This window comes from Streptomyces sp. NPDC059787 (assembly GCF_042732315.1).
In the GTDB taxonomy this organism is placed as follows: domain Bacteria; phylum Actinomycetota; class Actinomycetes; order Streptomycetales; family Streptomycetaceae; genus Streptomyces; species Streptomyces atrovirens.
The window spans coordinates 75,416-100,632 of sequence record NZ_JBHWHX010000007.1; the positions used below are offsets into that span (position 1 = coordinate 75,416).

A 25,217-nucleotide genomic window follows, 5' to 3' on the forward strand; every position below is an offset into this window, starting at 1 on the left:
AAGGGGGAGACGGGGCACATGGACACGATGAGGTTCGAGCTCACGCGTGCGGAGTTCGAGCACCGGCGGCTGCTGCGGCGGGCCACGTACGTCTGGAGCGGGACACTGCCCGGCATCGGGGAGGTCCGGCTGACGTGCCCCAGGGAGTCCTGGCACTCCGGGGAGAAGCAGACCGCCCGGGTGACGGGCGAGGGGGTTCCCACGCTGGCCTTCCGGGGCGTCCGGTTCCGCGGGCTGCCACGCATGGCGCACATGCAGATCAGCGCCGGCGTGGACAACTGCGCGCCGAAACGCCGTCATCTGGCCGTCCGGCGGGCGGAGCGCGCCCTGCGGATCGAGCTGAGGGGGCGCTCGTACCGGTACCGGGTGCTGGACGACAAGCGCCGGCACGAACTGACGCGCAAGGGCGTCGCCGTCACCCTGACCCGCTCCGAGTGGCGGCGGCCACGGACGATCTCCGGTGTCGCGGAGGGCGAACCGGACGGTCTGGACCTCGGGCTCGCGATCCTGCTGGAGGGCGTCTACACCCGCAATCTATCCTTCGGCGGCGCGGTGTACTCCTGGCCGGGGCGGTTCCTGAGCCGGCTCGACCCGACGGATCTGGCGGACCTGCTGGACTTCTGACGGGGGTCGGCGGGGTCAGTGAGGTCGGAGCGCCGATGGGACCGGTGAGGGCCGCACCCCACGTCCAAGGGTGCGGCCCCCGTCGTACGCAACGACCGTCGCCGGTGCCGCGTCACGGCCGTGTCAGAGCTTGACGATCATCTTTCCGGTGTTGTCGCCGCGCAGGACGCCGAGGAACGCCTCGAGGTTGTTCTCGATGCCCTCGACGACCGTCTCGCGGTACTTCAGCTCGCCCGAGCGGACCCAGGGGCCGACCTCCTGGACGAACTGCGGCTGGAGATCGTAGTGGTCGCCGACGAGGAAGCCCTCGATGCGGCCGCGGGTCTGGATCAGCCGGGCGAGGTTGCGGGGGCCGGGGGCGGGCTCGGTGTTGTTGTAGACCGAGATCATCCCGCAGACCGCGATACGGCCGTCCCGGTTGAGGGACCCGATGGCCGCCTCCAGGTGGTCGCCGCCGACGTTGTCGAAGTAGACGTCGACGCCGTCCGGGGCGGCGGCGCGCAGCTGCTCGCTCACGGGGCCGGTCTTGTAGTTGAAGGCGGCGTCGAAGCCGTACTCCTCGACGAGCAGCTTCACCTTCTCGTCGGAGCCGGCCGAGCCGATCACCCGCGAGGCGCCCTTGAGCTTCGCGAGCTGTCCGACCTGGCTGCCGACGGCGCCCGCGGCACCGGACACGAAGACGGAGTCGCCCTCCTTGAAGGAGGCGGTGCGCAGCAGGCCGGCGTAGGCGGTGAGGCCGGTCATGCCCAGCACGCCCAGGTACGCCGAGAGGGGCGCCGCCTCCGGGTCCACCTTGACGGCGTTCTTCGCGTCCACGACGGCGTACTCGCGCCAGCCGAAGAAGTGCAGGACGTGGTCGCCGGCCGTGATCCCGTCGACGTTCGAGGCGACGACCTCGCCGACGGCTCCGCCCTGCATGGCCTTGCCCAGCTCGTACGGGGCGACGTAGGACTTCGCGGCACTCATCCGGCCGCGCATGTACGGGTCGACGGAGAGGTACTTGTTCCGTACGAGCACCTGGCCCTCGGCCGGGGCGGGGACCTCCGTCTCGACGAGGGCGAAGTCCTCGGGCTTCGGCCAGCCGACGGGGCGGCTCAGCAGATGCCACTCGCGGCCGGTGGTGGGAAGTGTGGGGGCGGTCATGGCCTGGCACCTTTCCTCGGATAGTTCAGTACCTGAAACAACCATGCGGCTGAACATTTCAGGATGTCAAGCAACCGGGTACCCTGAAGGGCATGGCCACACCCGATGCCTCTTCGCGCCGTCCCGACGCCCTCACCCTGGAGGTCGTCGAGCTCATCGGCTCGGTGGTGGCCCGCTACCACGAGGAGTACGAGGAAGCCGCCGCCGGTCATGCCCTTACGGGTGCCCAGGCGAAGCTGTTGAGTCTGCTGTCCCTGGAGCCGCTGCCGATGCGGAAGCTGGCGCAGCGGCTGAAGTGCGAGCCGTCGAACGTCACGGGGATCGTGGACCGGCTGGAGGCCCGGGGGCTGGCGGAGCGCCGGCCGGATCCGGCGGACCGGCGGGTGAAGCTGGCGGCGGCGACGGCCGAGGGGCGGCGGGTGGCTCGGAGTCTGCGGGAGTCCCTGCGGTTCGCGCGTGAGCCGTTGGCGGGGCTTTCGGAGGTGGAGCGGGTGGCGTTGCGGGATGCGTTGCGGAGGATGCTGGGGTAGGGGCTACGGCCGGAGTGTCGAAGGGGCGCCCCGGCGTTGGTGTGGGGCGGGGGGTGTGCGCGGCCCGGCGCTTTGCGGGTGCCCCGGCGTCGGTGCGGGCCGGGGGGCGCGCGGCCCGGTGTGCTTCACGGGGTGCCCCGCATTGGCTTACGGGGGGCCGCGTGTTGGTGTGGGGCGGGGGATGCCTGCGCGGCCCGGCGCTTGCGGGGTGCCTCCCCCACTCTCGGCTTCTCCCCCACTCTCGGCTTCGCTCGAGCGGGAGGGACCCCCATGAGCGGGAGGTACCCCCACCGCCCACCCGTGCCGCCCTGGGGGCACCTCCCAGGCCCTTAAGGCACTGGGGGAGGCACGACTGCCCGCGGAGGGCGGGGATGACGGCGCGGAGGTCGGGGACGCGGCGGCCCGCCGAGGGCGGGGCTGCGGCAGCGGCTGTCCGCGGACCGCGCGGGTGGTTCAGGTGCACCACCACAGGAAACGGTCGCACGTCTCCGTGGGCTCGGGTTCCGGTTCGGGCTCCTTCGTCGTCGGGTCCGGGTCCGGTTCCGGGGTCTCCGGATCCGCCGAGGGCTCCGGCGGCGGGGGCGTCGTCGGGTCGGTCGTGGACGGGGTCGCGGGCGCGGACGAGGAGTCCTGCTCGGTCTCGTCCTCCGCCTCCTCGGACTCCTCGCCCGTCGGGGACCCGGAAGCCGACGGTGAGTCGGAAGGCTTCGCACCGGGTGACTTTCCGGGTGCCACCGCGTCCGTGACACCGCCGCTCGCCGACTCCGTCGGCTCCACCTTCGTCGCGCCGCCGTCCGTGGTCTCCTCCCCGGCGGCCGCCGGCTTCGGGGCCGAGCCGGGCGCGTCCAGGCCGAGTTCCGCGAGGCTCAGTCCCCCCACCGCGAGGACTAAACCGGCCGCGATCAGCAGGGTGCGGTTGCGTCGGCGGCGGTGCGCCGCGGCCTTGCGGTCCCGGCGGCTCTCGCCCGCCACAGGGGCCTCGTCCGGGTCAGGTGCAGGGTCCGGGGCCAGGTCCGGGTTCGGGCCCGGCTCCCGGCCTCGACGCCGGTCCGCCCGACGCCCGCGCGGCCCGTCGTCCCGCGGCCCGTCGTCGTACCCGCCGGGACCGTCCCCGACTTGTGCGACCCCGGCGACCTCCTCGGTCCCGTGCACCTCGCCCTCGTAGCCCGAAGACCCGGCAGGTTCCTGCCGCTGCTGGGCGCGGAGCGTCTCGACGGGGGTGCCGCAGCCGGGGCAGGCGAGGGCGCCATTGAGGTGCCGTCGGCACGGGTGGCAAAAGTCCATGACGCGGGAAGGTTAGGTTCCGTTCGGGCCCGCTTCATAGGCCTTGTTGTGAAGGTTTGGTGCGGACCAATGCTCAATGGTTTCGAAACTGCCGAAACCGTTATGCGCGTGACCCATTGACACCCCCGCCACCCCGTCCTTACTGTCACGCCAGCATTTCGAACGTGTGCCGAAATATCGAACGCGTCGAACCGCTGACGACGAAGACAAGGTCCACCACCACAGCGAGGGGCTAACTGCCGTGCGCATCACCGGAATCAGCACACACGTGGTCGGGACGCCGTGGCGCAACCTGACGTACGTCCAGGTGCACACCGACGAGGGAATCACCGGAGTCGGCGAGACCCGGATGCTGGGCCACACCGACGCCCTCCTGGGTTACCTGAAGGAAGCCGAGGTCAACCACATTCTCGGCTCCGACCCGTTCGCTGTCGAGGACCTGGTCCGCCGGATGAAGTACGGCGACTACGGCCGCGCCGGCGAGATCGTGATGTCCGGCATCGCCGTGATCGAGATGGCCTGCTGGGACATCAAGGGCAAGGCCCTCGGCGTGCCCGTCTGGCAGCTCCTCGGCGGCAAGGTCACCGACAAGGTCAAGGCGTACGCCAACGGCTGGTACACCACCGAGCGCACCCCCGAGGCCTACCACAAGGCCGCGCAGGGCGTGATGGAGCGCGGGTACCGGGCGCTGAAGATCGACCCGTTCGGCACCGGCCACTTCGAGCTGGACCACGAGCAGACGCTGTACGCGGTCTCGCTGATCGAGGCGGTGCGGGACGCCATCGGTCCGGACGCCGAGCTGATGCTGGAGATGCACGGCCGCTTCTCCCCCGCCACCGCCGTGCGCCTCGCGCACGAGCTGGCGCCGTTCAAGCCGGCCTGGCTGGAGGAGCCGGTCCCGCCGGAGAACCTCAAGGCGCTGGAGAAGGTCGCCGCGAAGGTCGACATGCCCCTCGCCACCGGTGAGCGCATCCACGACCGGATCGAGTTCCGCGAGCTGTTCGAGAGCCAGGCGGTCGACATCATCCAGCCGGACGTCGGTCACATCGGCGGCATCTGGGAAACCCGCAAGCTGGCCGCGACCGCCGAGACCCACTACATGCTGGTCGCCCCGCACAACGTGGGCGGTCCGGTGCTGACCGCCGCGTCGCTCCAGGTCGGCTTCACCGCCCCGAACTTCAAGATCCTGGAGCACTTCAACGACTTCGCGGACGCGGAGATCAAGAAGGTGGTCAAGGGCGCGCCGCAGGTGAACCCGGAGGACGGCTGCTTCCACCTCTCCGACGCCCCCGGTCTCGGTGTGGAGCTGGACGTCGACGCGGCGGCCGAGTTCCCGCAGCAGCAGGCCCGGTTCGACCTGTGGGCCGAGGGCTGGGAGACGCGCAAGCCCAAGGGCGCGAAGTGACCGCCGCGGACCGGCGGGAGGCGCGGCGATGAGCACCCAGGTCGTCATCGAGCGACCCGGCGAGCACCGTCTGGTCCCGCACGAGCCGCGCGAGCCCGGTGCGGGCGAGGCCCTGGTGCGGGTGCACGCCTCGGGCATCTGCGGCAGTGACCGCGAGGTGTACCAGGGCAACCGGCCCGAGGGGTACGTGCGTTACCCGCTCACTCCGGGCCACGAGTGGTCCGGGACCGTGGAGCGGGTGGGCGCGGGCGTGCCCGGGACGCTGGTCGGCCGCAAGGTCGTCGGCGAGGGCTTCCGCAACTGCCAGGTCTGCGACCGCTGCCACGCGGGCGAGACGACGTTGTGCTCGGCGGGCTACGAGGAGACCGGGTTCACCCGGCCGGGCGCCATGGCCGCCACGCTGACCCTCCCGGCCCGGCTGCTGCACGTCCTCCCGGACGACGCCGACCTGAGCGCCGCCGCGCTGCTGGAGCCGGCCGCCTGCATCGCCGCCGCCGCGCTGAAGGCGAACGCGGTGCCCGGTGAGCGGGTGGCGGTGGTCGGCACCGGCACGCTGGGGATGTTCGCCGTGCAGTTCCTGCGCGCGGGCTCCCCTGCCGAACTGCTGGTGGTGGGCAGCCGGGACGACCGCGAGGCGCTGTCCCGGCAGTACGGGGCCACCGACTTCCGCACCAAGGACCGTGAACTCCCGGACGACTTCGACGTGGTGATCGAGACCGCCGGGTCCGCGGACGCGGCCCGCACCGCGGCCTCGCTGCTGCGGCGCGGCGGGCGGCTGGTCCTCACCGGTATCCCGGCGCCGGGCGCCGACGGGCTCGACCCCACGGACCTGGTCGTACGGCAGCTGGAGGTGCACACCGTCTTCGGCGCTCCGCCGGACGCCTGGGCGCACACCGTGCGGGTGTTCGCCGCCGGGCTGCTCGACCCGCTGCCGCTGGTCAGCCACGAGCTGCCGCTCGCCGAGTTCCCGCAGGCCATCGAGTTGGTGGGGTCCGGCGATCCGAAGGTGGGCAAGGTGCTGTTGCGTCCCTAGTCCGTACGCCGGTACGAGGGCGACCTGACGGCCCTCGTACCGGCGTACACCCGGCCCCGCACCGAACTCACCCGACTCGTACCCCGAGCCGCGAACTTCGTCCGATATATCGAACCAAAGGACACCCTGTGACCGACGCTTCCGCCACGGCTCCCCGCAGGCCCGGTGAGCAGACCCTCACCGCGCTCGGCTTGAGCGCACCCGCCCTCGACCCCGCCGACGCCTCGCCGCACACCTTCCCCGGCGGCGGCCGCTGGCGCACCGAGGTTCCCTCGTGCGAGGGGCCCGAGGCGCTGGCCGTGGTACTGAAGGAGGCCTCGCGCCTCGATGTGCCGATCCACCGGATCAGCCAGGGCAGCGGCGTCTGGATGCTGACCGACGCCGAGATCACCGAGATGGCCGAGGCCACCGCGGAACGCGACATCGAGCTCTGCCTGTTCACCGGCCCGCGCGGCACCTGGGACATCGGCGGTTCCACCCGTACCGACTCGGGCGGCGCCGGACTGCGCGCCCGCGGCCACGACGCGGTCGCCGGCTGTGTCGAGGACGCCGTGCGCGCCACGGAGCTGGGCGTCAAGTGCCTGCTCGTCGCCGACGAGGGCGTGCTGTGGACGCTGCACCGGGCGCGCGCGGCCGGGCTGCTCCCCGCCGACACCACGCTGAAGCTGTCGGCGCTCGTCGGGCCGGTCAACCCGGCCTCCTTCGCGGTCTACGAGCACCTCGGCGCCGACTCGATCAACGTGCCCAGCGACCTGACGCTCGATCACCTCACCGAGATACGGCGGGTTTCGGCCACGCCGATGGACATGTACATCGAGGCCCCGGACGACCTCGGCGGCTATGTGCGGATGTACGAGGTCGCCGAACTCATCCGGCGCGGCGCCCCGCTGTACCTGAAGTTCGGCCTGTCCAAGGCGCCCGGGATCTACCCGTACGGACACCACATGCGGGAGCTGACCCTGGCGACCGCGAAGGAGCGCGTGCGGCGCGGCCGGCTGGCCCTGGACCTGCTGGCCCGCCACGGCGCGGACGGCGACATGGCGCCGCTCGGGTCCCGGCTCCCGGGCGATCTGAGCCGGTTCGAAATCTCGTCATAACGTTCCGGAAACTCGGCTTCACAGAAGTAGACACAGACGCGCACAATCGCACACACCTCTTTCTCGGTCTCCCGGTTCCACCCCGACAAGCGCCTCGCTCGTCCGGACCGACCCCGCACACATCAAGGATGATGATCATGCGTAATCGCAGAGCCGCACTCGCCGCCGTCGCCTCGGCCGCCACCCTCGCCCTCACCCTGACCGCCTGCGGCCAGAACAGCGAGGGCGGCAGCGAGGAGAACAAGGGCGGCTCGGACGGGGCCACCGTCGGCATCGCGATGCCGACCAAGTCCTCCGAGCGCTGGATCGCCGACGGCGACAACGTCGTCAAGAACCTGGAGTCCAAGGGCTTCAAGACCAAGCTGGTCTTCGGCGAGGACGAGCCCGACCAGCAGGTCTCGCAGATCGAGAACATGATCACGCAGGGCGTGGACGCGCTGATCGTGGCGGCCATCGACAACAAGTCGCTGAACAACGTGCTCCAGCAGGCCGCCGACGCGGACATCCCGGTGATCTCCTACGACCGGCTCATCCTCGGCACCGAGAACGTCGACTACTACGCCTCCTTCGACAACGAGAAGGTCGGCGAGCTCCAGGGCACCTACATCGTCGAGAAGCTCGGCCTGAAGGACGGCAGCGAGAAGGGCCCCTTCAACATCGAGCTGTTCGCCGGCTCCAACGACGACAACAACACCCGCTACTTCTTCCAGGGCGCGATGAGCGTTCTGCAGCCGTACATCGACAAGAAGCAGCTCGTCGTCAAGTCCGGCCAGACGGAGCTGACCCAGGTCACCACGCTCCGCTGGGACGGCGCCACCGCGCAGCGCCGCATGGACGACATCCTCACCAAGTCGTACAAGAGCGGCAAGGTCGACGCCGTGCTCTCGCCGTACGACGGCATCTCCATCGGCATTCTCTCGGCGCTGAAGTCCGACGGCTACGGCTCCAAGGACAAGCCGCTGCCGGTCGTCACCGGCCAGGACGCCGAGGTCGCCTCGGTGAAGTCGATCATCGCCGGCGACCAGTCGATGACCGTCTACAAGGACACCCGCGAGCTCGCCAAGGTGGCCACCAACATGGTCGACGCGCTGCTCAACGACAAGAAGCCCGAGACCAACGACACCGAGACCTACGACAACGGCGCGAAGGTCGTGCCGGCCTACCTGCTGGAGCCGGTCGCGGTCGACAAGGCCAACTACCAGAAGACGGTCGTCGACTCCGGCTACATCAAGGAAAGCGACCTCAAGTAACCGCCGGCCCACACTGATTGGAAGGCACGACCATGGCGGGACCCGTCCTGGAAATGCGCTCGATCGTCAAGACCTTTCCCGGCGTCAAGGCGCTGTCGGACGTCACGCTGACCGTCCGGCAGGGCGAGGTCCACGCCATCTGCGGCGAGAACGGCGCCGGGAAGTCCACCCTGATGAAGGTGCTCTCCGGCGTCCATCCGCACGGCAGCTACGAGGGCGAGATCCTCTTCGAGGGGGAGCTCTGCCGGTTCAAGGACATCCGGGCGAGCGAGCAGCACGGCATCGTGATCATCCACCAGGAACTGGCGCTGGTGCCGTTCCTGTCCATCGCGGAGAACATCTTCCTCGGCAACGAGCACGCCACCCGCGGGCTGATCAACTGGAACGAGACCCTGCGGCACGCCACCGAGCTGCTGCGCCGGGTCGGTCTCACCGACCACCCGGAGACCCGCGTCGCCGACATCGGCGTGGGCAAGCAGCAGCTCGTGGAGATCGCCAAGGCGCTCTCCAAGAAGGTGAAGCTGCTCATCCTCGACGAGCCGACCGCGGCCCTGAACGACGAGGACAGCGACAAACTCCTGGATCTCATCCTGGAGTTGAAGAAGCAGGGCATCACCTCGATCATCATCTCCCACAAGCTGAACGAGATCCGCAAGGTCGCCGACTCGGTGACGATCATCCGGGACGGCAAGTCGATCGAGACGCTCGACGTGAAGGCCCCCGGGACCACCGAGGACCGGATCATCAGCGGCATGGTCGGCCGCGACCTCGACCACCGTTTCCCCGAACGCACCCCGCACCAGCCGGAGGAGGGCACGGCCCCCGCGCTGGAGATCCGCAACTGGACCGTGCACCACCCGATCGACCAGCAGCGCAAGGTCGTCGACGACGTGTCGATCAGCGTCCGGCGCGGTGAGATCGTCGGTATCGCGGGCCTGATGGGCGCCGGCCGCACCGAACTGGCGATGAGCGTCTTCGGCCGGGCCTACGGGCGCCACGCGGGCGGCACCGTCCTGAAGGACGGCCGGGAGATCCGTACGAAGACCGTCCCCGAGGCGGTCGGCCACGGCATCGCGTACGTCACCGAGGACCGCAAGCACTACGGCCTGAACCTGCTCGACACCATCAACCGGAACATCTCGCTGACCGCCCTCGGCAAGGTCGCCAAGCGGGGCGTCGTCGACGAGCACGAGGAGCGGCAGGTCTCCGAGGGCTTCCGGAAGTCGATGAACATCAAGGCACCGACGGTGTTCGAACCGGTGGGCAAGCTGTCCGGCGGCAACCAGCAGAAGGTCGTCCTCAGCAAGTGGATCTTCGCCGGTCCGGACGTGCTGATCCTCGACGAGCCGACGCGCGGCATCGACGTCGGCGCCAAGTACGAGATCTACACGGTCATCGACAAGCTGGCCGCCGAGGGCAAGGCGGTCGTCTTCATCTCCTCCGAGCTGCCGGAACTGCTCGGTATGTGCGACCGCATCTACACCATGGCCGCCGGGCGGCTCACGGGTGAGTTCTCGCGGGCCGAGGCCTCGCAGGAATCGCTGATGCGCCAGATGACGAAGGACAAAGAGGTAACCCGATGAGCACGGATGTGACCGCCAAGAGCCCGGCCCCGGCGCCGCCGGGCGGCACCGGATCGGCCGCGGGCGGAGGCCTGCTCCACCTGGTGCTGGACGGCCTGCGCCGCAACATGCGCCAGTACGGCATGCTGCTCGCCCTCGGCCTGATCGTGGCGCTGTTCGCCGTGTGGACCGACGGCGACCTGCTGCTGCCGCGCAACGTCTCCAACCTGGTCCTGCAGAACAGCTACATCCTGATCCTCGCGATCGGCATGATGCTGGTGATCATCGCGGGCCACATCGACCTGTCGGTCGGTTCGCTCACGGCGTTCGTGGGCGCGTTCGCGGCGGTGCTGACGGTGCAGCACGACCTCTCCTGGCCGGTCGCCGTGGTGCTGTGTCTGCTGGCCGGCGCCGTCGCGGGCGCGGCACAGGGCTTCTTCATCGCCTATCTCGGCATACCGTCGTTCATCGTCACCCTCGCCGGCATGCTGGTGTTCCGCGGTGTGACGGAGATCCTCCTGGAGGGCCAGACCCTCGGCCCGTTCCCGGGCGGTCTGCAGAAGATGGGCAACGGGTTCCTCCCCGAGGCCGGTCCGGAGACCAACTACCACAACATCACCCTGCTGCTGGGCTTCGCGATGGTCGCCTTCGTGATCCTCCAGGAGCTCCGCGACCGCAAGCGCCAGCAGGAGTTCGCGCTGGACGTGGTGCCGTTCAACCTCTTCCTGCTGAAGCTCGTCGCCATCGCCGCCGCGCTCCTCACGGTCACCCTGCTGCTCGCCAGCTACAAGGGCGCCCCGATCATCCTGCTGATCCTGGGCGCGCTGGTGGTCGGCTACGGCTACCTCATGCGGAACTCGGTCTTCGGCCGGCACATCTACGCGATCGGCGGCAACCTGCCGGCGGCGAAGCTGTCCGGCGTGAAGGACAAGAAGGTCACCTTCCTGGTCTTCCTGAACATGGGCGTGCTCGCGGCCCTGGCGGGTCTGGCGATCGCCGCCCGCCTGAACGCGGCCTCTCCGAAGGCGGGCCTGAACTACGAACTCGAGGCGATCGCCTCGGCGTTCATCGGTGGCGCGTCCATGAGCGGCGGTGTCGGCACCGTGCTCGGCGCGATCATCGGCGGTCTCGTCCTCGGCGTGCTGAACAACGGCATGAACCTCCTCAGCGTCGGCACCGACTGGCAGCAGGTCATCAAGGGTCTCGCCCTGCTGGCCGCGGTCGGCTTCGACGTGTGGAACAAGCGCAAGTCCGGTTCGTAAGTCAGCTCGGGCCCCGCCGGACGGCGGGGCCCCTTCCTTTTCGGGAGCCGCACGGATGGAACTGAACAGACGCACGGTCATCGCGGGCGCGGCGGCGGCCGGGGTCGCCGCCACCACCACCGCGTTCGGCGGCACGGCACACGCCGCGTCGGGCAGGGGGAAGCCGGTGAAGTCGCTCTTCGGCAGGCTCGCGGACGGCACCAAGGTCCACAGCTGGTCGCTGGAGAACGGCGGCACCCGGATGAAGGTCCTCTCCTACGGCGGCATCGTCCAGTCCCTGGAGATCCCCGACCGCCGCGGCCGGTACACCAACGTCTCCCTCGGCTTCGACACCGTCGAGGAGTACGTCGCCTCCAGCCCCTACTTCGGCGCCCTGATCGGCCGCTACGGCAACCGCGTCGACCAGGGCCGCTTCACCCTCGACGGCACCCCGTACCAGCTCTCCGTCAACGACGGCGAGAACAGCCTGCACGGCGGCGCCCAGGGCTTCGACAAGCGGGTCTGGGACGTCGAGCCGTTCACCCGGGGCTCCGACGTCGGCCTGTACCTGTACTACACGAGCGTCGACGGCGAGATGGGCTACCCGGGCACGCTGCGTACGAAGGTCACGTACACCCTCACCCGTGACGGCGACTGGCGCGTCGACTACGAGGCCACCACCGACAAGGCCACCGTCGTCAACCTCACCAGCCACGTCTACTGGAACCTCGCCGGCGAGGGCAGCGGCTCCGTCTACGACCACGAGCTGTCCATCGCCGCCTCCCGCTACACGCCGGTCGACCCGGGGCTGATCCCCACGGGCGAACTGGCGCGGGTCGCGGCCACCCCCTTCGACTTCCGCCGGGCCAAGCCGGTCGGCCGGGACATCCGCACCGCACACCAGCAGGTGCTCTACGGGCAGGGCTTCGACCACAACTGGGTGCTCGACAAGGGCATCACCCGCCGTCCCGAGCAGGTCGCCGTTCTCCGCGACCCGTCCTCCGGCCGCACGCTGAGGATCGCGACGAACGAGCCGGGCCTGCAGTTCTACTCCGGCAACTTCCTCGACGGCACCCTCGTCGGCACCGGCGGCCGGGTCTACCGGCAGGGCGACGGGCTGTGCCTGGAGACCCAGCACTTCCCGGACTCGCCGAACCAGCCGTCGTTCCCGTCGACCGTGCTGCGGCCGGGGCAGACGTACCGGACGACGACGGTCCACTCGTTCGGGGCATGAGCCCCCGGGGATCGCCGCCGTCACATTTTCCTCACACGAGCTGAACGGCGGCGCGTCCCGCTCCGTACTCCTGGGTGGCCCGTGCTCCCCCGCGCGGGCCACCCAGGCATGACGGGCCCGCCACCTCCCCAGCGGGCCCGCCGCACACGGAGGTTCCCTTGGCCGACAACGTCACCTCGTTGTTCCGCAGCACCACGGCGCACAGTCCGTCGATGGCGGCGCTGACACGGGAGAGCGACGGGGCCGGCCCGGTGGACTTCTGCATCCCCTGCAACCCGTACTTCCCCACCCCCGCCATGTTCGAGGACATGGCGGGCCGGCTGCGCGACATCATCACGTACTACCCGAGCAGCGCCGACACCATCACGGCCGAACTGTGCGGCCTGCTCCAGCTGCCGCCGCAGTGCGTGGCGATGGGCAACGGCTCCACGGAGCTGATCACCTGGATCGACCACCTGCTGGTCCGTGAGTCCCTCGCCGTCCCCGTCCCCACCTTCGGCCGCTGGACCGACCAGCCCATGGAGACCGGCAAACGGGTCGACATGTTCCCGCTCCAGGAGGCCGGCGGCTTCGCCCTCGACCTCGCGCAGTACGCCGAGTTCATCCGGGCGCGCGGCACCCGGGTCGCCGTCATCTGCAACCCCAACAACCCCGACGGCGGCTTCCTGCACAAGCACGCCGTCGTGCAGTTCATGGACGCCATGGCCGACCTGGACCTGGTGGTGATCGACGAGTCCTTCCTGGAGTTCGCCGACGCGGAGAACGAACCGAGCGTGGTGCAGGAGGCGATGCTGCGCCCCAACGTCATCGTGCTGCGCAGCCTCGGCAAGAACTTCGGCCTGCACGGCATCCGCTTCGGCTATCTGGTCGCCAACCCTGCCCTGGCGGGGCGGGTGAGGTCCATGCTCCCCAAGTGGAACCTCAACTCCTTCGCCGAGCACGTGGTGTTCATGCTGAAGGAGCACGGCGCCGAGTACGCCCAGAGCCTGCACCAGGTCCGCCGCGACCGGATGGACATGTCCGGCCAGCTCTCCTCGCTGCCCGGACTGACGGTCTACCCCTCCCAGGGCAACTTCCTCTTCGTGCGCCTCCCCGTGGGCGCCGAAGGCACCGTGGTCCGGGACCGGATGCTCACCGAGCACCGGATCCTGGTCCGCGAGTGCGGCAACAAGATCGGCTCCTCCAGCCGCTTCCTGCGTCTCGTGGTACGCCCCCAAGTGGACGTACGCCGCCTGGTGTCCGGCCTGGAACAGGTGCTCTACGGGACGTCCAGGAGGGGAGCCGCCGTGCCCGAGCAGGCTCCGGGGACCGGCTACAGCTCGGGCACGGCGGCCGTGGACCGGCTGGTGAGCCAGACCAACGGGGCGGGCATGCGGGGGCTCGCCGCTCAGACCGCCGGTGCCGGCGTTCCGGGGCTCGCCGCCGCTCCGTCCGCCGGCACCGGCATGCCGCTCCCCGCCGCCGCGTCCGCCCCCGCGGTGGGCGCGGGCGGCGGGATGCCGGTGCCGGCTGCGGCTTCGGTGGTGACGGGGGTCGGGGCGGGGGTGCCAGGGGTGCCGGGAGTGCCCCAGCCGGTTGCCCAGCCCGTGCCGCAGCAGGTTCCGGCACCGGTCCCGCAGCAGGTTCCCGCGCCGGTCCCGCAGCCCGTGCCACAGCAGGTTCCCGCGCCCGTGCCGATGCCTGCGCCCGCCCAGCCGCTCGCGCCCGTGGCGCAGGCACCGATGCCCGCCGCGGCGTTCCCGGCACCGGCGGCGGCCCAGATGTCACCGCAGATGCCGCCGCCCGCCGGCCCCACCCCGCCCGGCGTCCCCGCCCGCGGCGGTCTGACGGCCGCCCAGGTCAGGGGGACCGACGGCCTTTCCATGGCCCCGGCGACGGGCTGGCAGGGGCCGCAGAGCTGGCCGAACCCGGCGGGGATGGACCAGGTGGGCTGAGCCCGCCGGCGTCCGCCCGGCGGATGACGGGCCTCACTCGGAGGGAGTGGCCGGGGCGGTCGGGCAGGGCGAGGCGGTCGGGGAGGCGCCGGGTTCGGGAGACGGGGTCGCGGACTCCGGGGCGCAGTCGTCCGAGGCGGTGGGCGAAGGGCTCGGACCGGTCGGGTCCGGCGAGGGCGACGGGGTCCCGGTGGGGGACTCACCGGGCGGCTGCGAGGGTTCCTGACTCGTCGGAGACGCCGTCGGGGAGGAGGGCTCCGGGGACGGGGAGGCCGGATCCGGGGTGGACGACGGTGAGGGCGTGGAGGGGGACGGTCCGGGGCTGCCCGGCGTACTCGGGTCCGGGCCGATGACGATGCCGCCGCCCCCGTTCCCGTCCCCCTTGCCGCCGCTCCCGCCGTCGACGGGTTCGGTCGCCGGGGTCCCACCGCCCGCGCCGGGGCTCCTCGGGATGACGCCCCTGCCGTCGGGGACGGTGTGGACCCCCCGGCTGTAGAACTCCAGCCAGTACCTGACCAGCCTCAGGTAGGAGGACGAGTGGTTGTAGCTGAGGACCGCCCGGTCCAGGTCCGCCGCCCGGCCCAGATCCCGGCCGCCGGCGCACAGGTAGTGGCCGGCCGCCAGGGCCGCGTCGAAGATGTTGTTCGGGTCGGCGCGGCCGTCGCCGTTGCCGTCCGCGCCCCAGCGGGCCCAGGTGGACGGCAGGAACTGCATCGGCCCCACCGCGCGGTCGTAGACCGTGTCACCGTCGTGGGCGCCCCCGTCCGTGTCCCGGATCAGGGCGAAACCCCGTCCGTCGAGCGGCGGTCCGGTGATGCGGCCCGGCGTCGTGCCGTTCCGGTCGACCGCGCCGCCGCGCGCCTGGCCCGACTCGACCTTGCCGATCGCCGCGAGCAGCTCCCAGGGCAGCCGGCAGCCTGGGTCCGTGTCGCCCACGGAGGCCTCGGCGGCGCGGTAGGCGCGCAGCACGGTGGCCGGGATGCCCGACTGGGAACGGAGTTCCCGCACGAGCGCCGGGGGCGCCGACGCGACGTCCGGGGTCTTCAAGGGCGGGAGTTCGGTGTGGTAGGAGCCGTCGCCCGGAGGAGCGAGCTCGGTGTACGGGCCGCCTGCCGCCGGTGTGCTTACGTCGTCGGCGAGCGGGGCGGCGTGGTCGTCCTTCGTGTCCCGGGTGAGGCCGGGTGCCTGGGAGGCGGTGAGGGCCGCCATGGCCGCCACTGCGACGGCGGTCGTCCGCAGTCCCCTGCGGGTCCGGCCGGCATACGGGCGTCGGGCGGCGCGGCGTACGGGCATGGCTGTCGCTCCTGTGGGTGGTGGGGGCGGTCGTACGGTCCTCAGCGGCCGAAGGTGTCGATGCCGGAGACGAGCCAGCGTCCGTCGCGGTGTACGACGTCGACGGCGAGCATGGCTCCCGCGTACACGCCCTCGTCCTGCGAGTCCTTCGCGTCCTTCGCGTCCTTGGCGTCCTTCGCGGTCCCGGCGGTGCTGACGCTGCTCTGGTCGGCGTAGACGAGGACCCGGGCCCGGTCGCCGTCGATCCGTTCGACCGCGCTCTCGGTGACCGTCGTGGTGATCACCGCCTTCTGTTCGTCGGCCCGTTCGCGGACGTCGGCGAGCAGGGCTCCGTGCTGGTCGACGGCCTTTCCCGTGAGGAGGTCCTCCGCGGCTTTCCCGAGGGCGCCGGGGTCGGTGTGGTCGTAGGAGAAGAGCGCGTCGACGGCCTTGGCCGTCCGTCCCTTGATCTCGCTGGTGCGGGCCAGGTCGGTCAGAGCGGTGTTGTGCCGCGCGGGGTCGTCCCGGAGCGCTTCGGCCTCCGCGTGCGCCCAGCCGGCGAAGCCGCCGAGGAGCACGGTCAGTACGCAGAGCACCACGAGGCCCACCGGTCGGCGCGGCCGGGTCCGGGTGGCTTTCTCGTCGTCGGCCGCGGCCGGTTGTGCCGCCCGCGCGGAGGACGGGGACGAGGGCGAGGCGCCGGAGGGGGTCAGGACCGCCGTGCCGCGCGTACGGGTCCGGCTTCCCGTGCTCTCCGGGGTCCCGGCGGAGGCGGCGGGCCGGGTCTCGCGGGCCTGGCGGCGCCGCTGGCGGTTGATGTGGTGGCGGGTCGTCGACATGGTGCGGTGTCCTCCTCGGTACGGCCGGCTGCCGCGGTACGGGACCGGGTCAGCCGGTCGATGTGCCGCCCACGGGTGCCTGGCCCAGGGCGCTCAGCTTCCACCGGCCGTCGGTCCGGGTGAGTTCGCCGAGCATGCGGCTGTCCTTGTCGGTCTTCGCGCCGTCGGACGCCTTGACGGTGACGCGCAGGGCGATCAGCACCCGGGCGCGGCCGGCCCGGTCGTCGAGTTCGGTGACGGCGCCCGACAGCACCCGGGCCGTGGTGACCGTTTTCGCCGCCTTCACCTGCTCGGCGAACTCCGCGCGGCCGGAGGTGAGTTGTTCGTGCAGTTCACCGGTGGTCGACGACTCCCAGAGGTCGAGGCCCCGGTTCACGTCGCGGTGGTCGAGCGTGTTGAGGTTCTGCACGGCCTGTTCCCCGGCGGCGAGTGCCTCGTCCCGTTGCCCGGCGTACGCGGCCCGGTCGTCGTGGGCCGCGTAGTACCAGTCCTGACCGGCCCACGCGGCGAAGCCGCCCGCGACGAGGGTGAGGGCGAGGACCAGGGCCGGCAGCGGCCGGGAGCGGGTTCCGGCGAGGGCGCGGACCGCGCGTTCCATGGGGTGCTCCAGTCTCCCGCGCACGTTCAGCGGGCCTTGATGTCGACGATCCGCCACCGGTCGTCCTCGAACCGGGCCGTGACGGTGAGCTGGGCCGCCGCGGTGGTGACCTCGTCCTCGCCTCTGCCCTTGTGGGAGGTCTGGTCGAGGAAGACCAGCAGGCGGGCCTCGTCGCCGTCGAGTTCGACCACTCCGGTGCGGACGGCCCGGGTGCTCAGGGTGACGCGCTGCTCGGTGAGGTCGTCGCGGACCTGCTCGAAGAGGGTTTCGTACTGGCGGGCGGCGCGGCCGTCGAGGACGGCGCGTGCGGAGCGCTCGGCGGCCGCGGTGCCGTCCGGTGTGTAGGAGAAGACACGGGCGAGGGCGTTGCCGACGTCACCGGCGACGCGGGTGGTGGCCCCGGTGTCGGTGAGCGCGTGGTTCCGGGCGGACGCGGCCGACCTCAACTGGTGGGCACCGTGGAAGAAGCCACAGCCACCGAGGACGAGCGCCACGACGGCTGCGACGAGGGCGGCCCGCCGCAGCCGCCCGCCCGGTGAGCGGCGGGCCCGGTCACCGTCCGGCGCGTCGGCGGCGGACTCGGGCTCGTCCCCGCCCTCCCTCTCGACGGACTCGGACTCCTGCCCGCCCTCCTCCTCGACGGACTCGGGCTCGTCCCCGCCCTCCCTCTCGACCGGCGCGTCCGCGGAGTCCGCCTCCGCGCCGGGTTCCGGGGTACCGCCCCTGCGCAGCAGTCGCGTCAGCGTCATCGGTCGCCGCCCTCCTTGTCGCCCTCGACCGGCACGGCGCTCAGTGCCCTCACCTTCCACTCCCCCTCGCCCGTGCGGGCCAGGACCGCCTCCAGGCGCTTGCGGTCGGTGGTCGGCCTCTTCGTGCCGGCGGGCGTGACCTCGACGCGGACGGTGGCGATGAGCTTGGCCGTACCGGACCGTGTGTCGAGCGCGGTGACGGCGGCCTCGGTGACCGTGCCGCGCGCCGAGGCGCCCGCCTCGGCGCCGGTACGGCCCAACTCCTCGCGCAGCGGCCCGGTGGAGGCGGCGCGCCAGGCCCGGACGCCCCGCTCCGCACGCTGCCGGGTGGAGGCGTCCAGCGTGGTGAGCGTCGCGATGCCCGCCCGTCCGTCGGCAAGCGCCTCGTCCCGCTCACGGCCGTACGCGAGCGAGTCGTCGGTGCGGGCCTGCGCGTACGTCCACGCGCCCGTACCGCAGAAGCCGAGGGCCAGCGTGAGCGCCGCTCCGGTGAGGATCCGGGCCCTCCTCATCGCGTACCGCCGGTGTCCAGGAGGCCGGACAGGTCGTCCGGTGCCTCGCCGCTCTGTCCGGGCAGGGCGAGGGCGCCGGGGAGTACCGGGGAGGCGTCGTTCTCGGCGGGTCTCCCGCCGCTGCCCGAGGGCAGGGAGCCGGGTTTGGCCGGCTCGGGCACCGCGCCGCCCTTCGGGGCGTTCGCCGAGCCGCGTACGTTCGACCCTGTGGAGGCCGGGGCGGTGCAGGCCGCGCCGGTGTTGAGGGCGGGCGCGGTGCCGAGGTCGAGGCCGTTGCGGTAGCGCGTGGCGCCGTATCCGTCGGTGCAGGGCAGGGGGGTGAAGAAGGTGACGGCCATGCCGAGGTTCAGCTTCCCTCCGTCGACGGCGGTGGAGCCGGCGGCGACGGCCGCCGGGTACTTCACGAGGAGTTCCTCGATGCCGCGCTGCCGGGTGACGGCGACCTCGGAGGTGGTGAGGAGGTTGGCGAGGACGACGCCGAGGCTCGGGTCGAGGTCCCGCAGCAGGCCGCTGACCTGGGTGGCGGCCTCGGGGGTGACCGCGAGGAGGCGGCGCAGGTCGGCGTCGGAGCCCTTGAGGGCACGGGCCAGCTCCTCCGCCCCGCCGGCGAAGTCGCGGATGGCCTTCGCCTCCTGGGCCTGGGTGCGCAGGACGGTCTCGCCGTCGGTGATGAGCAGGCTGGTGGACGGCAGGGCGCGGTCGGCGGCCTCGACGAAGTCGCTGCCGCTGTCGAGGAGCGTCTGGAGGTCGTCGCCGTGCCCTTCGAAGGCCTTGCCGAACTCGTCGACGACCGTACGCAGATCCTCCAGCGGGACGGAACCGACGAGGTCGTCGACGCTGGCGAGGACGTCGGTGACGGGTGCGGGCACCTGGGTGTCGGCCTGTTCAATGCGGGTGCCGTCGGCGAGGTAGGGGGAGCCGTCGCTCTCGGGCCGCAGGTCGATGTACTGCTCGCCCACGGCGGAGAGCCCGGCGACCACGGCCTTGGTGTCGGCGGGGATGCGGGGGGCGGACTTCTTGATGCGGAGTTCGGCGACGACTCCGTCGGCGGTGAGGCCGATCGGACCGACGCGGCCCACCGAGACGCCCCGGTAGGTGACGTCGGAGTGGGTGAACAGGCCGCCCGTGTGCGGGAGTCGCACGTCCACCGTGTAGTAGTCGGCGACGCCCACGTACCGGCCGAGGTCGGCGTAGCGGATGCCGAGGAACGAGAGGGCGAGGACGGCGATGAGGAGGAAGGCGAGGTTCTTCAGCCGTACGGCGGGAGTGATCACCTGCTCTCACCTCCGGCCCCGGACACGGAGGGCAGCGGCAGCGGCGAGGAGGAGTCCCCCGACGGGGAGCGCGCCCCGGACGGCGACGCGGACGACGGCCCGGCCCCCGGTGCTCCGTCGTCGTCCCCGGCGGACCGCCCCTTCCCGGCCGCGCCCGGCCCGCCGTCCGCCGCGGCGGACGGAGCAGCCGTGCCCTCGGTCACCAGCGGCGGGATCACCTGGGTCCCGGGTACGGCGGCCATGGTCAGGTACGTGTTGAGGTAGTCGCCCTTCACCCCGCGCAGCACCTCGTCGGTGAACGGGTACGTCACCAGCACCTGGAGCGAGTCGGGCAGGTCCGTGCCCGCGTCGGCGAGCGCCTTCAGCGTCGGCGCGACGGCCTTGAGGTCGGCGATCATGTCGTCCTTGCTCGCGTCGATGGTGGAGACGGCGACGCCGGAGAGGGTGTCGAGGGAGCGCAGCATGGTCAGCAGTGAGCCGCGCTGCTTCTCCAGCGTCTTCAGTCCGGGCGAGAGGTCGGTGAGGACGGTGCCGACGTCGTCCTTGCGGGTGGCGAGGGTCGAGGAGAGCCGGTTGACGGCGTCGAGGGCGTCGGTGATGTCTCCCCGGTGGTCGTCGAGGTCGCCCACCAGGGTGTCGACCCGTTTCAGCATGGAGCGGACCTCGGGTTCGCGGCCGCCGAGGGCCGCGTTGAGCTCCTGGGTGATGGTCCTGAGCTGGTTGACGCCGCCGCCGTTGAGGAGCAGGGACAGCGCGCCGAACACCTCCTCGACCTCGGTGTTGCGGCTGGTGCGGGCCAGCGGGATGACGTTCCCGTCCGTCAGCCGGCCGGCGCCGGTCTCCTTGGCGGGTGCGACGAGCTGGATGTACTTCTCGCCCAGCAGGCTGGACTGTTCGAGCCGTGCGGTGGCGTCGGCGGGCAGCCGCACATCGCCGTTGATCTCCATGGTGACGCGGGCGGACCAGTCGTCGCGGCCGAGTTCGATGTCGGTGATCCGGCCGACGGCGACGTCGTCGACCTTCACCGCGGCGTGCGGGACCAGGCTGAGCACGTCGTGGAGTTCCGCGGTGACGGTGTAGGGGTGGTCGCCGAGGTCGGCGCCGCCGGGCAGCGGCAGGTCCTCGATGCCGTCGAAGCGCGGTGGTCCGACGGCGACCGCGCCGAGGGCGAGGGTGAAGCCGAGGCCGAGGGCGACCAGTCCGCCCGCGGTGAGGCCCGCGGCCCGGCCCGCGATGAGCGTGCCGCGCTTCATCGGCCGTCCCCCTTCCGCCCGTCGGCCGCACCGGCCACGGGCAGCGGCAGCAGCGGGCCGCCGATGCTGATCTCGTTGAGGTTGGCGCGGCCGTCGAGGGTGCGGGTGTCGGGGTTGTAGGCGTTGACGACGTTGCCCGCGGCCAGCGGTGCCACGTCCAGCGCCTCGGCCAGCGAGGCCCGTTGTTCGACCAGGGTCCGTGTGAGGGGGACGAGCCGGTCGACGTTCTCCTTCAGCTCGCCCCGGTTGTCCTCGATGAAGGTCCTGACCTGGCCGAGGGCCTTGCCGAGTTCCTCCAGCGCGCCGGTGAGGTCGTCCTTGTTGTCGGCGAAGAAGCCGACGACCTCGTCCAGGCGTTCCTGCGCGGTGCGCACGTCGGTGTCCTTGTTCTTCAGCATGGTGGTGAAGGTCTGGAGGCTGCTGAGCGTCTTGAACAGGTCGCCGCTGCTGCCGTCGAGGGTCCTGGCCGCCTTGCCGAACTCCTCGACGCCCTCGCCGATGGCCTCGCCGTTGCCGTCGAGGTTGGCGGCGCCGGTCCGCAGCAGTTCGGACAGGGCGCCGTCGGCGTTGGCGCCGTCCGGGCCGAGGGCCTCGCCGAGTTCGGTGATCGAGTCGTAGATCTGGTCGATCTCGACGGGGAGACGGTTGCGCGAGGCGGGCAGTACGGCGCCGTCGGCGAGGGCGGGGCCCGTGCTGTGGGCGGGGGTGAGCTGCACGTACCGGTCGGCGACGACGCTCGGTGCGACGACGACGGCCCGCGCGCCCTCGGGGACCTTGATCCCCTCGTCCAGGCGGAGGTCGACACGGACCGTGGTGCCCTGTGGCCGCACCGACTCCACCTCGCCGACCCGTACCCCGAGGATGCGCAGGTCGGACCCGGCGTAGACACCGGTGGCGCGGTCGAAGTAGGCGGTGAGGCGGGTGCCGTCGGATGCGAGGGCCCGGACGGTGGCCACGCCGCCGGCGGCGAGTACCAGGAAGGCGAGCACGCCGGTGAGGATCTTTCCGCGTCGGTTCATCACTCACCGCTCCCCTGGGCCGCCACCGGCTGTTTCGGCGGCAGGCATCCGGTCTCGGGCTGGGAGGTCTCGGGCAGGTAGTCGCGGGGCACGACACCGCACAGGTAGCTGTCGAACCAACGGCCGTTGCCGAGGGTGTTGCCGACCAGGCGGTAGTACGGGCCGACCAGCGCGAGGGTCTTGCCGAGCTGGGTGTTGTTCTCCTCCAGGACGGTGGTGACGCGGCCGAGGGCCTTGAGGGTGGGGCCGAGCTGCTTCTCGTTGTCCTTGACGAGGCCGCCGAGTTCGGTGCCGAGGTCCTTGCTGCCCTTGAGCAGGGCTTTGATGGCGGCGCGGCGGTCCCTCAGTTCGCCGAGCAGGGAGCCGCCGTCCTCGATGAGGGTCTCGAAGCTGGACTTCCTGTTCTCCAGCGTCTTGGTGAACTTGGTGCTTCCCTTGAGGAGTTCGGAGAGCTCGGCGTCGCGCTCGGAGACGGACCGCGACAGGTCGGACAGGCCCGTGGCGGCCTTGCGCACGTGCGGCGGGGAGTCCTCGAAGGTGTCGGAGATGGTCTCGAAGCTCTCCGCGAGCCGCTGTGTGTCGATGTCGTCGACGGTGCCGCTGAGGTCCTGGAACGCCTGGGTCACGTCGTAGGGGGAGGTGGTGCGGGTCAGCGGGATGCGGCTGCCGGGGTCCTGGCGGCCGGAGCCGAGCGGGTCGAGCGCCAGGTACTTGTCGCCGAGGACGGTCTTGATGGCGATGGCGGCGGTCGTGCGGTCGCCGAGCCAGGCGTCCTCGACCTCGAAGGTGACCTTCACCTTGGCGCCGTCGAGCGCGACGCCGGTGACCTGGCCGACCTTGACGCCCGCGATGCGCACCTCGTCGCCCTCGTCCAGGCCCGCCGCCTCGGAGAAGTCGGCGCTGTAGGCGGTGCCGCCGCCGAACGGAAGCCGGTCGACGTTGTAGGCGAGGAGGGCGATCAGGGTGAGGACGAGCAGCCCCACGACGCCGACGGCGACGGGATCGCGCTCTTTCACGGGTTTGATGCGCGGGCGCCTCATCCGCCGCACCTCGATTCGGTGATCGCGACACCGGTCGGCGGTTCGGAGCCGTCGGAGGTGGTGACTCCGCTCACGCGCGCCTCGCAGAGGTAGAGGTTGAACCACGATCCGTAGGAGGACAGGCGGGCCAGGGCGGTCATCTTGGCGGGGGTCTTCTCGAGGAAGTCCTCGATCTGCGGGGTGTGTTCGCCGAGGTTCGTCGAGAGCCGGCCCAGTTCACGGATGTCCTGCTTGAGGGGCTCCCGCCCGTCCTCGAAGAGGTCGGCGGTGACGGTGGTCAGGTCACCCATGGCCGCGACGGCCCTGCCGAGGGGTTCACGGTCCTCGTCGAAGCCGGTGACGAGTTCCTGGAGGGTGACGACGAGGTCGTCGAAGCTGTCCTCGCGGTCGTTGAGGGTGTCCAGGACGGTGGTGAGGTTCGCGACGACCTGGCCGATCACCTCGTCCTTGGCGGCGACGGTCGTACTGAGCGAGCCGATGTGGCGGATCAGGCTGTCCACGGTGGCGCCCTCGCCCTGGAGCACCTGCACGATCGATCCGGCGAGTTCGTTGACGTCCTTCGGGGAGAGCCCCTCGAACAGCGGCTTGAAGCCGTTGAAGAGCAGGGTCAGGTCGAGCGCGGGCGTGGTGCGCTCCAGCGGGACGGTGCCGCCCTCCTCCAGGGTGCCGGTGAGGTCGCCGCTGCCGCGGCCGAGGGAGACGTAGCGCTGGCCGACCATGTTGAGGTACTTCACGGCGGCGGTGGTCGACCGGGGCAGCCTGCGGTCCTCCCGGACGGTGAAGGTGACCTGCGCGGTACGCCGTTCCACCACGCGTACGTCGGTCACCTCGCCGACCTCCACCCCGGAGATCCGCACGCTGTCGCCGTCGACGAGTCCGGTGACGTCGGTGAACAGGGCCTTGTAGGTGGTGGTGCCGGAGCCGGAGCCGACGCCGGTGTTGGCGACGCCGATGCCGAGCACGGTGGTGGCGAGGGCGGTGACCACCACGAAGGCGAGGGACTTGAGCAGCGGCCCGGTCAGCGGGCGGCGCCGGGTGTGCGCGTCGTCGGCGGTGGTCATCCGAGGGTCACCTCCGTACCGCGGTAGACGGGGCCGACGAGCAGGCTGCTCCAGTCGGGCAGGTCGCCGGGGCTCTCGCCGGCGGCGGGGGCGAGGAGTTCGTTGACGAGGTCGTTCTCCGCCGGGGAGTTGGCGGGTCCGAGGTCCTGCTCGGCCGCGGGGCCGGCGGCCAGCGCGGTGGGCCGGGGCAGCGAGCCGAGGTAGGGCACGGAGGGGCAGCGGGGGCCGCCGCCGGAGTCGTACACCGGGGTGTCGCGGCCGGGGCGGTAGGCGCCGCGCGAGGCGACGGTGGTGACGTCGACGTGGATGCCGGGCCGGTCGGTGCCCTTGCCGAGCGCCTTGTCCATGGCCGGGACGAACTCGGCGAGGGTGCGCAGGGTGCAGGGGAAGGCCGAGGAGTACTCGGCGAGCAGTTCCAGCGTGGGCCGGCCGGCGGCACCGAGCCGGATGACGGTGGCCTTGTTCTTGCGCAGGAAGGCCGTCACGTCCTCGGCCGTGCGGGTGGTGGCGCCGAGGGTGGCGGCGAGTTCGGCCTCCTGCTCGGCGAGGGTGCCGCTGGTGGTGGTGAAGTCGGTGAGCGCCGTGACGATGTCGGGCGCGGCGTCCGCGTAGACATGGCTGACCTTCACGAGTTCCCTGAGGTCACGGTTGAGGGCGGGCAGGTGGGGGTTGAACTCCTCCAGGTGCTCGTCCAGCAGGCTCAGGGTCTCGCCGAGCCGGTCTCCGCGGCCTTCCAGGGCCTGTGAGACGGCCGACAGGGTCGCGGAGAGCTTCTGCGGCTGGACGGCGGTGAGCATCGGCAGGACGTCGTCGAGCACCTGCTGGAGTTCGATGGCGTTCTCGGAGCGGTCCTGGGGGACGACGGCTCCGGCGGCCAGGGGCCGGGCCGAGGGGTTCTCGGGCGGTACGAGGGCCACGAACCGTTCGCCGAACAGGGTGGTCGGCAGCATCTGCGCGCGGACGTCGGACGGTACGTCGTCCAGCGCGCCGGGCTTCATGGCGAGGGTGAGCCGGGCCCCGTCGCCGGTGGCGTCGATGGCGCGGACCTCGCCGACGACGACGCCGCGCAGTTTCACCTCGGCGCCCGGGTGCATCTGGCTGCCGGCGCTGCCGGTCTCGACGACCACCGGGTCGGAGTCGGTGAACCTCTTGTCGTAGACGGCGACGGCCAGCCAGATCAGCAGGGCGGGCACCAGCACGAACACCACCCCGGCCAGCCGGTGGCGCAGCGTCTGTCCTCGGGATCCCCGGGGTCCGCTCATC

Annotated in this window: 23 protein-coding genes; 10 read left to right on the plus strand and 13 right to left on the minus strand. The window is 71.5% G+C overall.

What is annotated here, in order from left to right:
- Nucleotides 1-18: 18 nt before the first annotated feature.
- Entirely contained in the window at nt 19-624 is a 606-nt protein-coding gene (locus ACFV5H_RS08875) for a hypothetical protein (protein WP_385047193.1), read from the plus strand.
- A gap of 123 nt (nt 625-747) precedes the next feature.
- On the opposite strand, the gene ACFV5H_RS08880 is transcribed toward ACFV5H_RS08875, so the two are convergent.
- Entirely contained in the window at nt 748-1,767 is a 1,020-nt protein-coding gene (locus tag ACFV5H_RS08880) for an NADP-dependent oxidoreductase (RefSeq protein WP_385193682.1), read from the minus strand.
- A gap of 92 nt (nt 1,768-1,859) precedes the next feature.
- Here ACFV5H_RS08880 and ACFV5H_RS08885 point away from each other — a divergent pair, with 92 nt between their 5' ends.
- A complete protein-coding gene (locus ACFV5H_RS08885; RefSeq protein ID WP_385047187.1) occupies nt 1,860-2,297 on the plus strand; it encodes a MarR family winged helix-turn-helix transcriptional regulator in 438 nt (145 codons plus the stop codon).
- A 453-nt stretch (nt 2,298-2,750) separates the two neighbouring features.
- Here ACFV5H_RS08885 and ACFV5H_RS08890 read toward each other — a convergent pair whose 3' ends face one another.
- On the minus strand, nt 2,751-3,581 hold the full coding sequence (locus tag ACFV5H_RS08890; RefSeq protein WP_385193684.1) for a hypothetical protein: 831 nt from the start codon (nt 3,579-3,581) through the stop codon (nt 2,751-2,753).
- A gap of 241 nt (nt 3,582-3,822) precedes the next feature.
- On the opposite strand from ACFV5H_RS08890, the gene ACFV5H_RS08895 reads away from it, so the two are divergent.
- From ACFV5H_RS08895 to ACFV5H_RS08930, 8 genes are all read left to right on the plus strand, one after another.
- The gene (locus tag ACFV5H_RS08895; RefSeq protein WP_385047178.1) at nt 3,823-4,986 is read left to right on the plus strand and encodes a mandelate racemase/muconate lactonizing enzyme family protein; all 1,164 of its coding nucleotides are present in this window, start codon (nt 3,823-3,825) and stop codon (nt 4,984-4,986) included.
- 28 nt (nt 4,987-5,014) lie between these two features.
- A complete protein-coding gene (locus tag ACFV5H_RS08900) occupies nt 5,015-6,019 on the plus strand; it encodes a zinc-binding dehydrogenase (RefSeq protein ID WP_385047176.1) in 1,005 nt (334 codons plus the stop codon).
- Nucleotides 6,020-6,147: 128 nt separating this feature from the next.
- Nucleotides 6,148-7,116 (plus strand): hypothetical protein, encoded by a 969-nt coding sequence (locus tag ACFV5H_RS08905; RefSeq protein WP_385047174.1) that lies wholly within the window; start codon nt 6,148-6,150, stop codon nt 7,114-7,116.
- Nucleotides 7,117-7,253: 137 nt separating this feature from the next.
- Nucleotides 7,254-8,366, plus strand: a complete 1,113-nt coding sequence (gene chvE, locus ACFV5H_RS08910) for a multiple monosaccharide ABC transporter substrate-binding protein (protein ID WP_385047171.1) — start codon at nt 7,254-7,256, stop codon at nt 8,364-8,366.
- Nucleotides 8,367-8,398: 32 nt separating this feature from the next.
- Complete coding sequence (mmsA, locus tag ACFV5H_RS08915; RefSeq protein WP_385047168.1) at nt 8,399-9,949, plus strand: multiple monosaccharide ABC transporter ATP-binding protein; 1,551 nt, start codon at nt 8,399-8,401, stop codon at nt 9,947-9,949.
- The gene (gene mmsB, locus ACFV5H_RS08920; RefSeq protein WP_385047166.1) at nt 9,946-11,190 is read left to right on the plus strand and encodes a multiple monosaccharide ABC transporter permease; all 1,245 of its coding nucleotides are present in this window, start codon (nt 9,946-9,948) and stop codon (nt 11,188-11,190) included. The genes mmsA and mmsB overlap by 4 nt, the downstream gene beginning before the upstream one ends.
- A gap of 55 nt (nt 11,191-11,245) precedes the next feature.
- A complete protein-coding gene (locus ACFV5H_RS08925; protein ID WP_385047163.1) occupies nt 11,246-12,403 on the plus strand; it encodes an aldose epimerase family protein in 1,158 nt (385 codons plus the stop codon).
- Between the two features lie 158 nt (nt 12,404-12,561).
- Nucleotides 12,562-14,337 carry a pyridoxal phosphate-dependent aminotransferase gene (locus ACFV5H_RS08930; protein ID WP_385193687.1) on the plus strand — a complete coding sequence of 592 codons (1,776 nt, stop codon included), beginning with the start codon at nt 12,562-12,564 and terminating at the stop codon, nt 14,335-14,337.
- A gap of 33 nt (nt 14,338-14,370) precedes the next feature.
- Here the strand turns inward: ACFV5H_RS08930 and ACFV5H_RS08935 are convergent, their stop codons facing one another.
- From ACFV5H_RS08935 to ACFV5H_RS08985, 11 genes are read right to left on the minus strand one after another with little or no spacing between them, the layout of a single operon-like run.
- Nucleotides 14,371-15,630, minus strand: a complete 1,260-nt coding sequence (locus ACFV5H_RS08935; protein WP_385047157.1) for a lytic murein transglycosylase — start codon at nt 15,628-15,630, stop codon at nt 14,371-14,373.
- Nucleotides 15,631-15,671: 41 nt separating this feature from the next.
- Nucleotides 15,672-16,448 carry a hypothetical protein gene (locus ACFV5H_RS08940; protein ID WP_385193689.1) on the minus strand — a complete coding sequence of 259 codons (777 nt, stop codon included), beginning with the start codon at nt 16,446-16,448 and terminating at the stop codon, nt 15,672-15,674.
- A gap of 49 nt (nt 16,449-16,497) precedes the next feature.
- The gene (locus ACFV5H_RS08945) at nt 16,498-17,046 is read right to left on the minus strand and encodes a nuclear transport factor 2 family protein (RefSeq protein ID WP_385193691.1); all 549 of its coding nucleotides are present in this window, start codon (nt 17,044-17,046) and stop codon (nt 16,498-16,500) included.
- Between the two features lie 26 nt (nt 17,047-17,072).
- Nucleotides 17,073-17,795, minus strand: coding sequence for a hypothetical protein (locus ACFV5H_RS08950; RefSeq protein WP_385193693.1), 723 nt, complete (start codon nt 17,793-17,795; stop codon nt 17,073-17,075).
- On the minus strand, nt 17,792-18,307 hold the full coding sequence (locus ACFV5H_RS08955) for a hypothetical protein (RefSeq protein ID WP_385193695.1): 516 nt from the start codon (nt 18,305-18,307) through the stop codon (nt 17,792-17,794). Before ACFV5H_RS08955 ends, ACFV5H_RS08950 begins: the two co-directional genes overlap by 4 nt.
- Nucleotides 18,304-19,581, minus strand: coding sequence for an MCE family protein (locus ACFV5H_RS08960; protein WP_385047145.1), 1,278 nt, complete (start codon nt 19,579-19,581; stop codon nt 18,304-18,306). Before ACFV5H_RS08960 ends, ACFV5H_RS08955 begins: the two co-directional genes overlap by 4 nt.
- Nucleotides 19,578-20,834, minus strand: coding sequence for an MCE family protein (locus tag ACFV5H_RS08965; RefSeq protein WP_385047142.1), 1,257 nt, complete (start codon nt 20,832-20,834; stop codon nt 19,578-19,580). The genes ACFV5H_RS08960 and ACFV5H_RS08965 overlap by 4 nt, the downstream gene beginning before the upstream one ends.
- On the minus strand, nt 20,831-21,853 hold the full coding sequence (locus ACFV5H_RS08970) for an MCE family protein (RefSeq protein ID WP_385047139.1): 1,023 nt from the start codon (nt 21,851-21,853) through the stop codon (nt 20,831-20,833). The genes ACFV5H_RS08965 and ACFV5H_RS08970 overlap by 4 nt, the downstream gene beginning before the upstream one ends.
- Nucleotides 21,853-22,893 carry an MCE family protein gene (locus tag ACFV5H_RS08975; protein WP_385193697.1) on the minus strand — a complete coding sequence of 347 codons (1,041 nt, stop codon included), beginning with the start codon at nt 22,891-22,893 and terminating at the stop codon, nt 21,853-21,855. The genes ACFV5H_RS08970 and ACFV5H_RS08975 overlap by 1 nt, the downstream gene beginning before the upstream one ends.
- Nucleotides 22,890-23,954 carry an MCE family protein gene (locus ACFV5H_RS08980; RefSeq protein ID WP_385047135.1) on the minus strand — a complete coding sequence of 355 codons (1,065 nt, stop codon included), beginning with the start codon at nt 23,952-23,954 and terminating at the stop codon, nt 22,890-22,892. Before ACFV5H_RS08980 ends, ACFV5H_RS08975 begins: the two co-directional genes overlap by 4 nt.
- Entirely contained in the window at nt 23,951-25,216 is a 1,266-nt protein-coding gene (locus ACFV5H_RS08985) for an MCE family protein (protein WP_385047132.1), read from the minus strand. The genes ACFV5H_RS08980 and ACFV5H_RS08985 overlap by 4 nt, the downstream gene beginning before the upstream one ends.
- Nucleotide 25,217 lies beyond the last annotated feature (1 nt).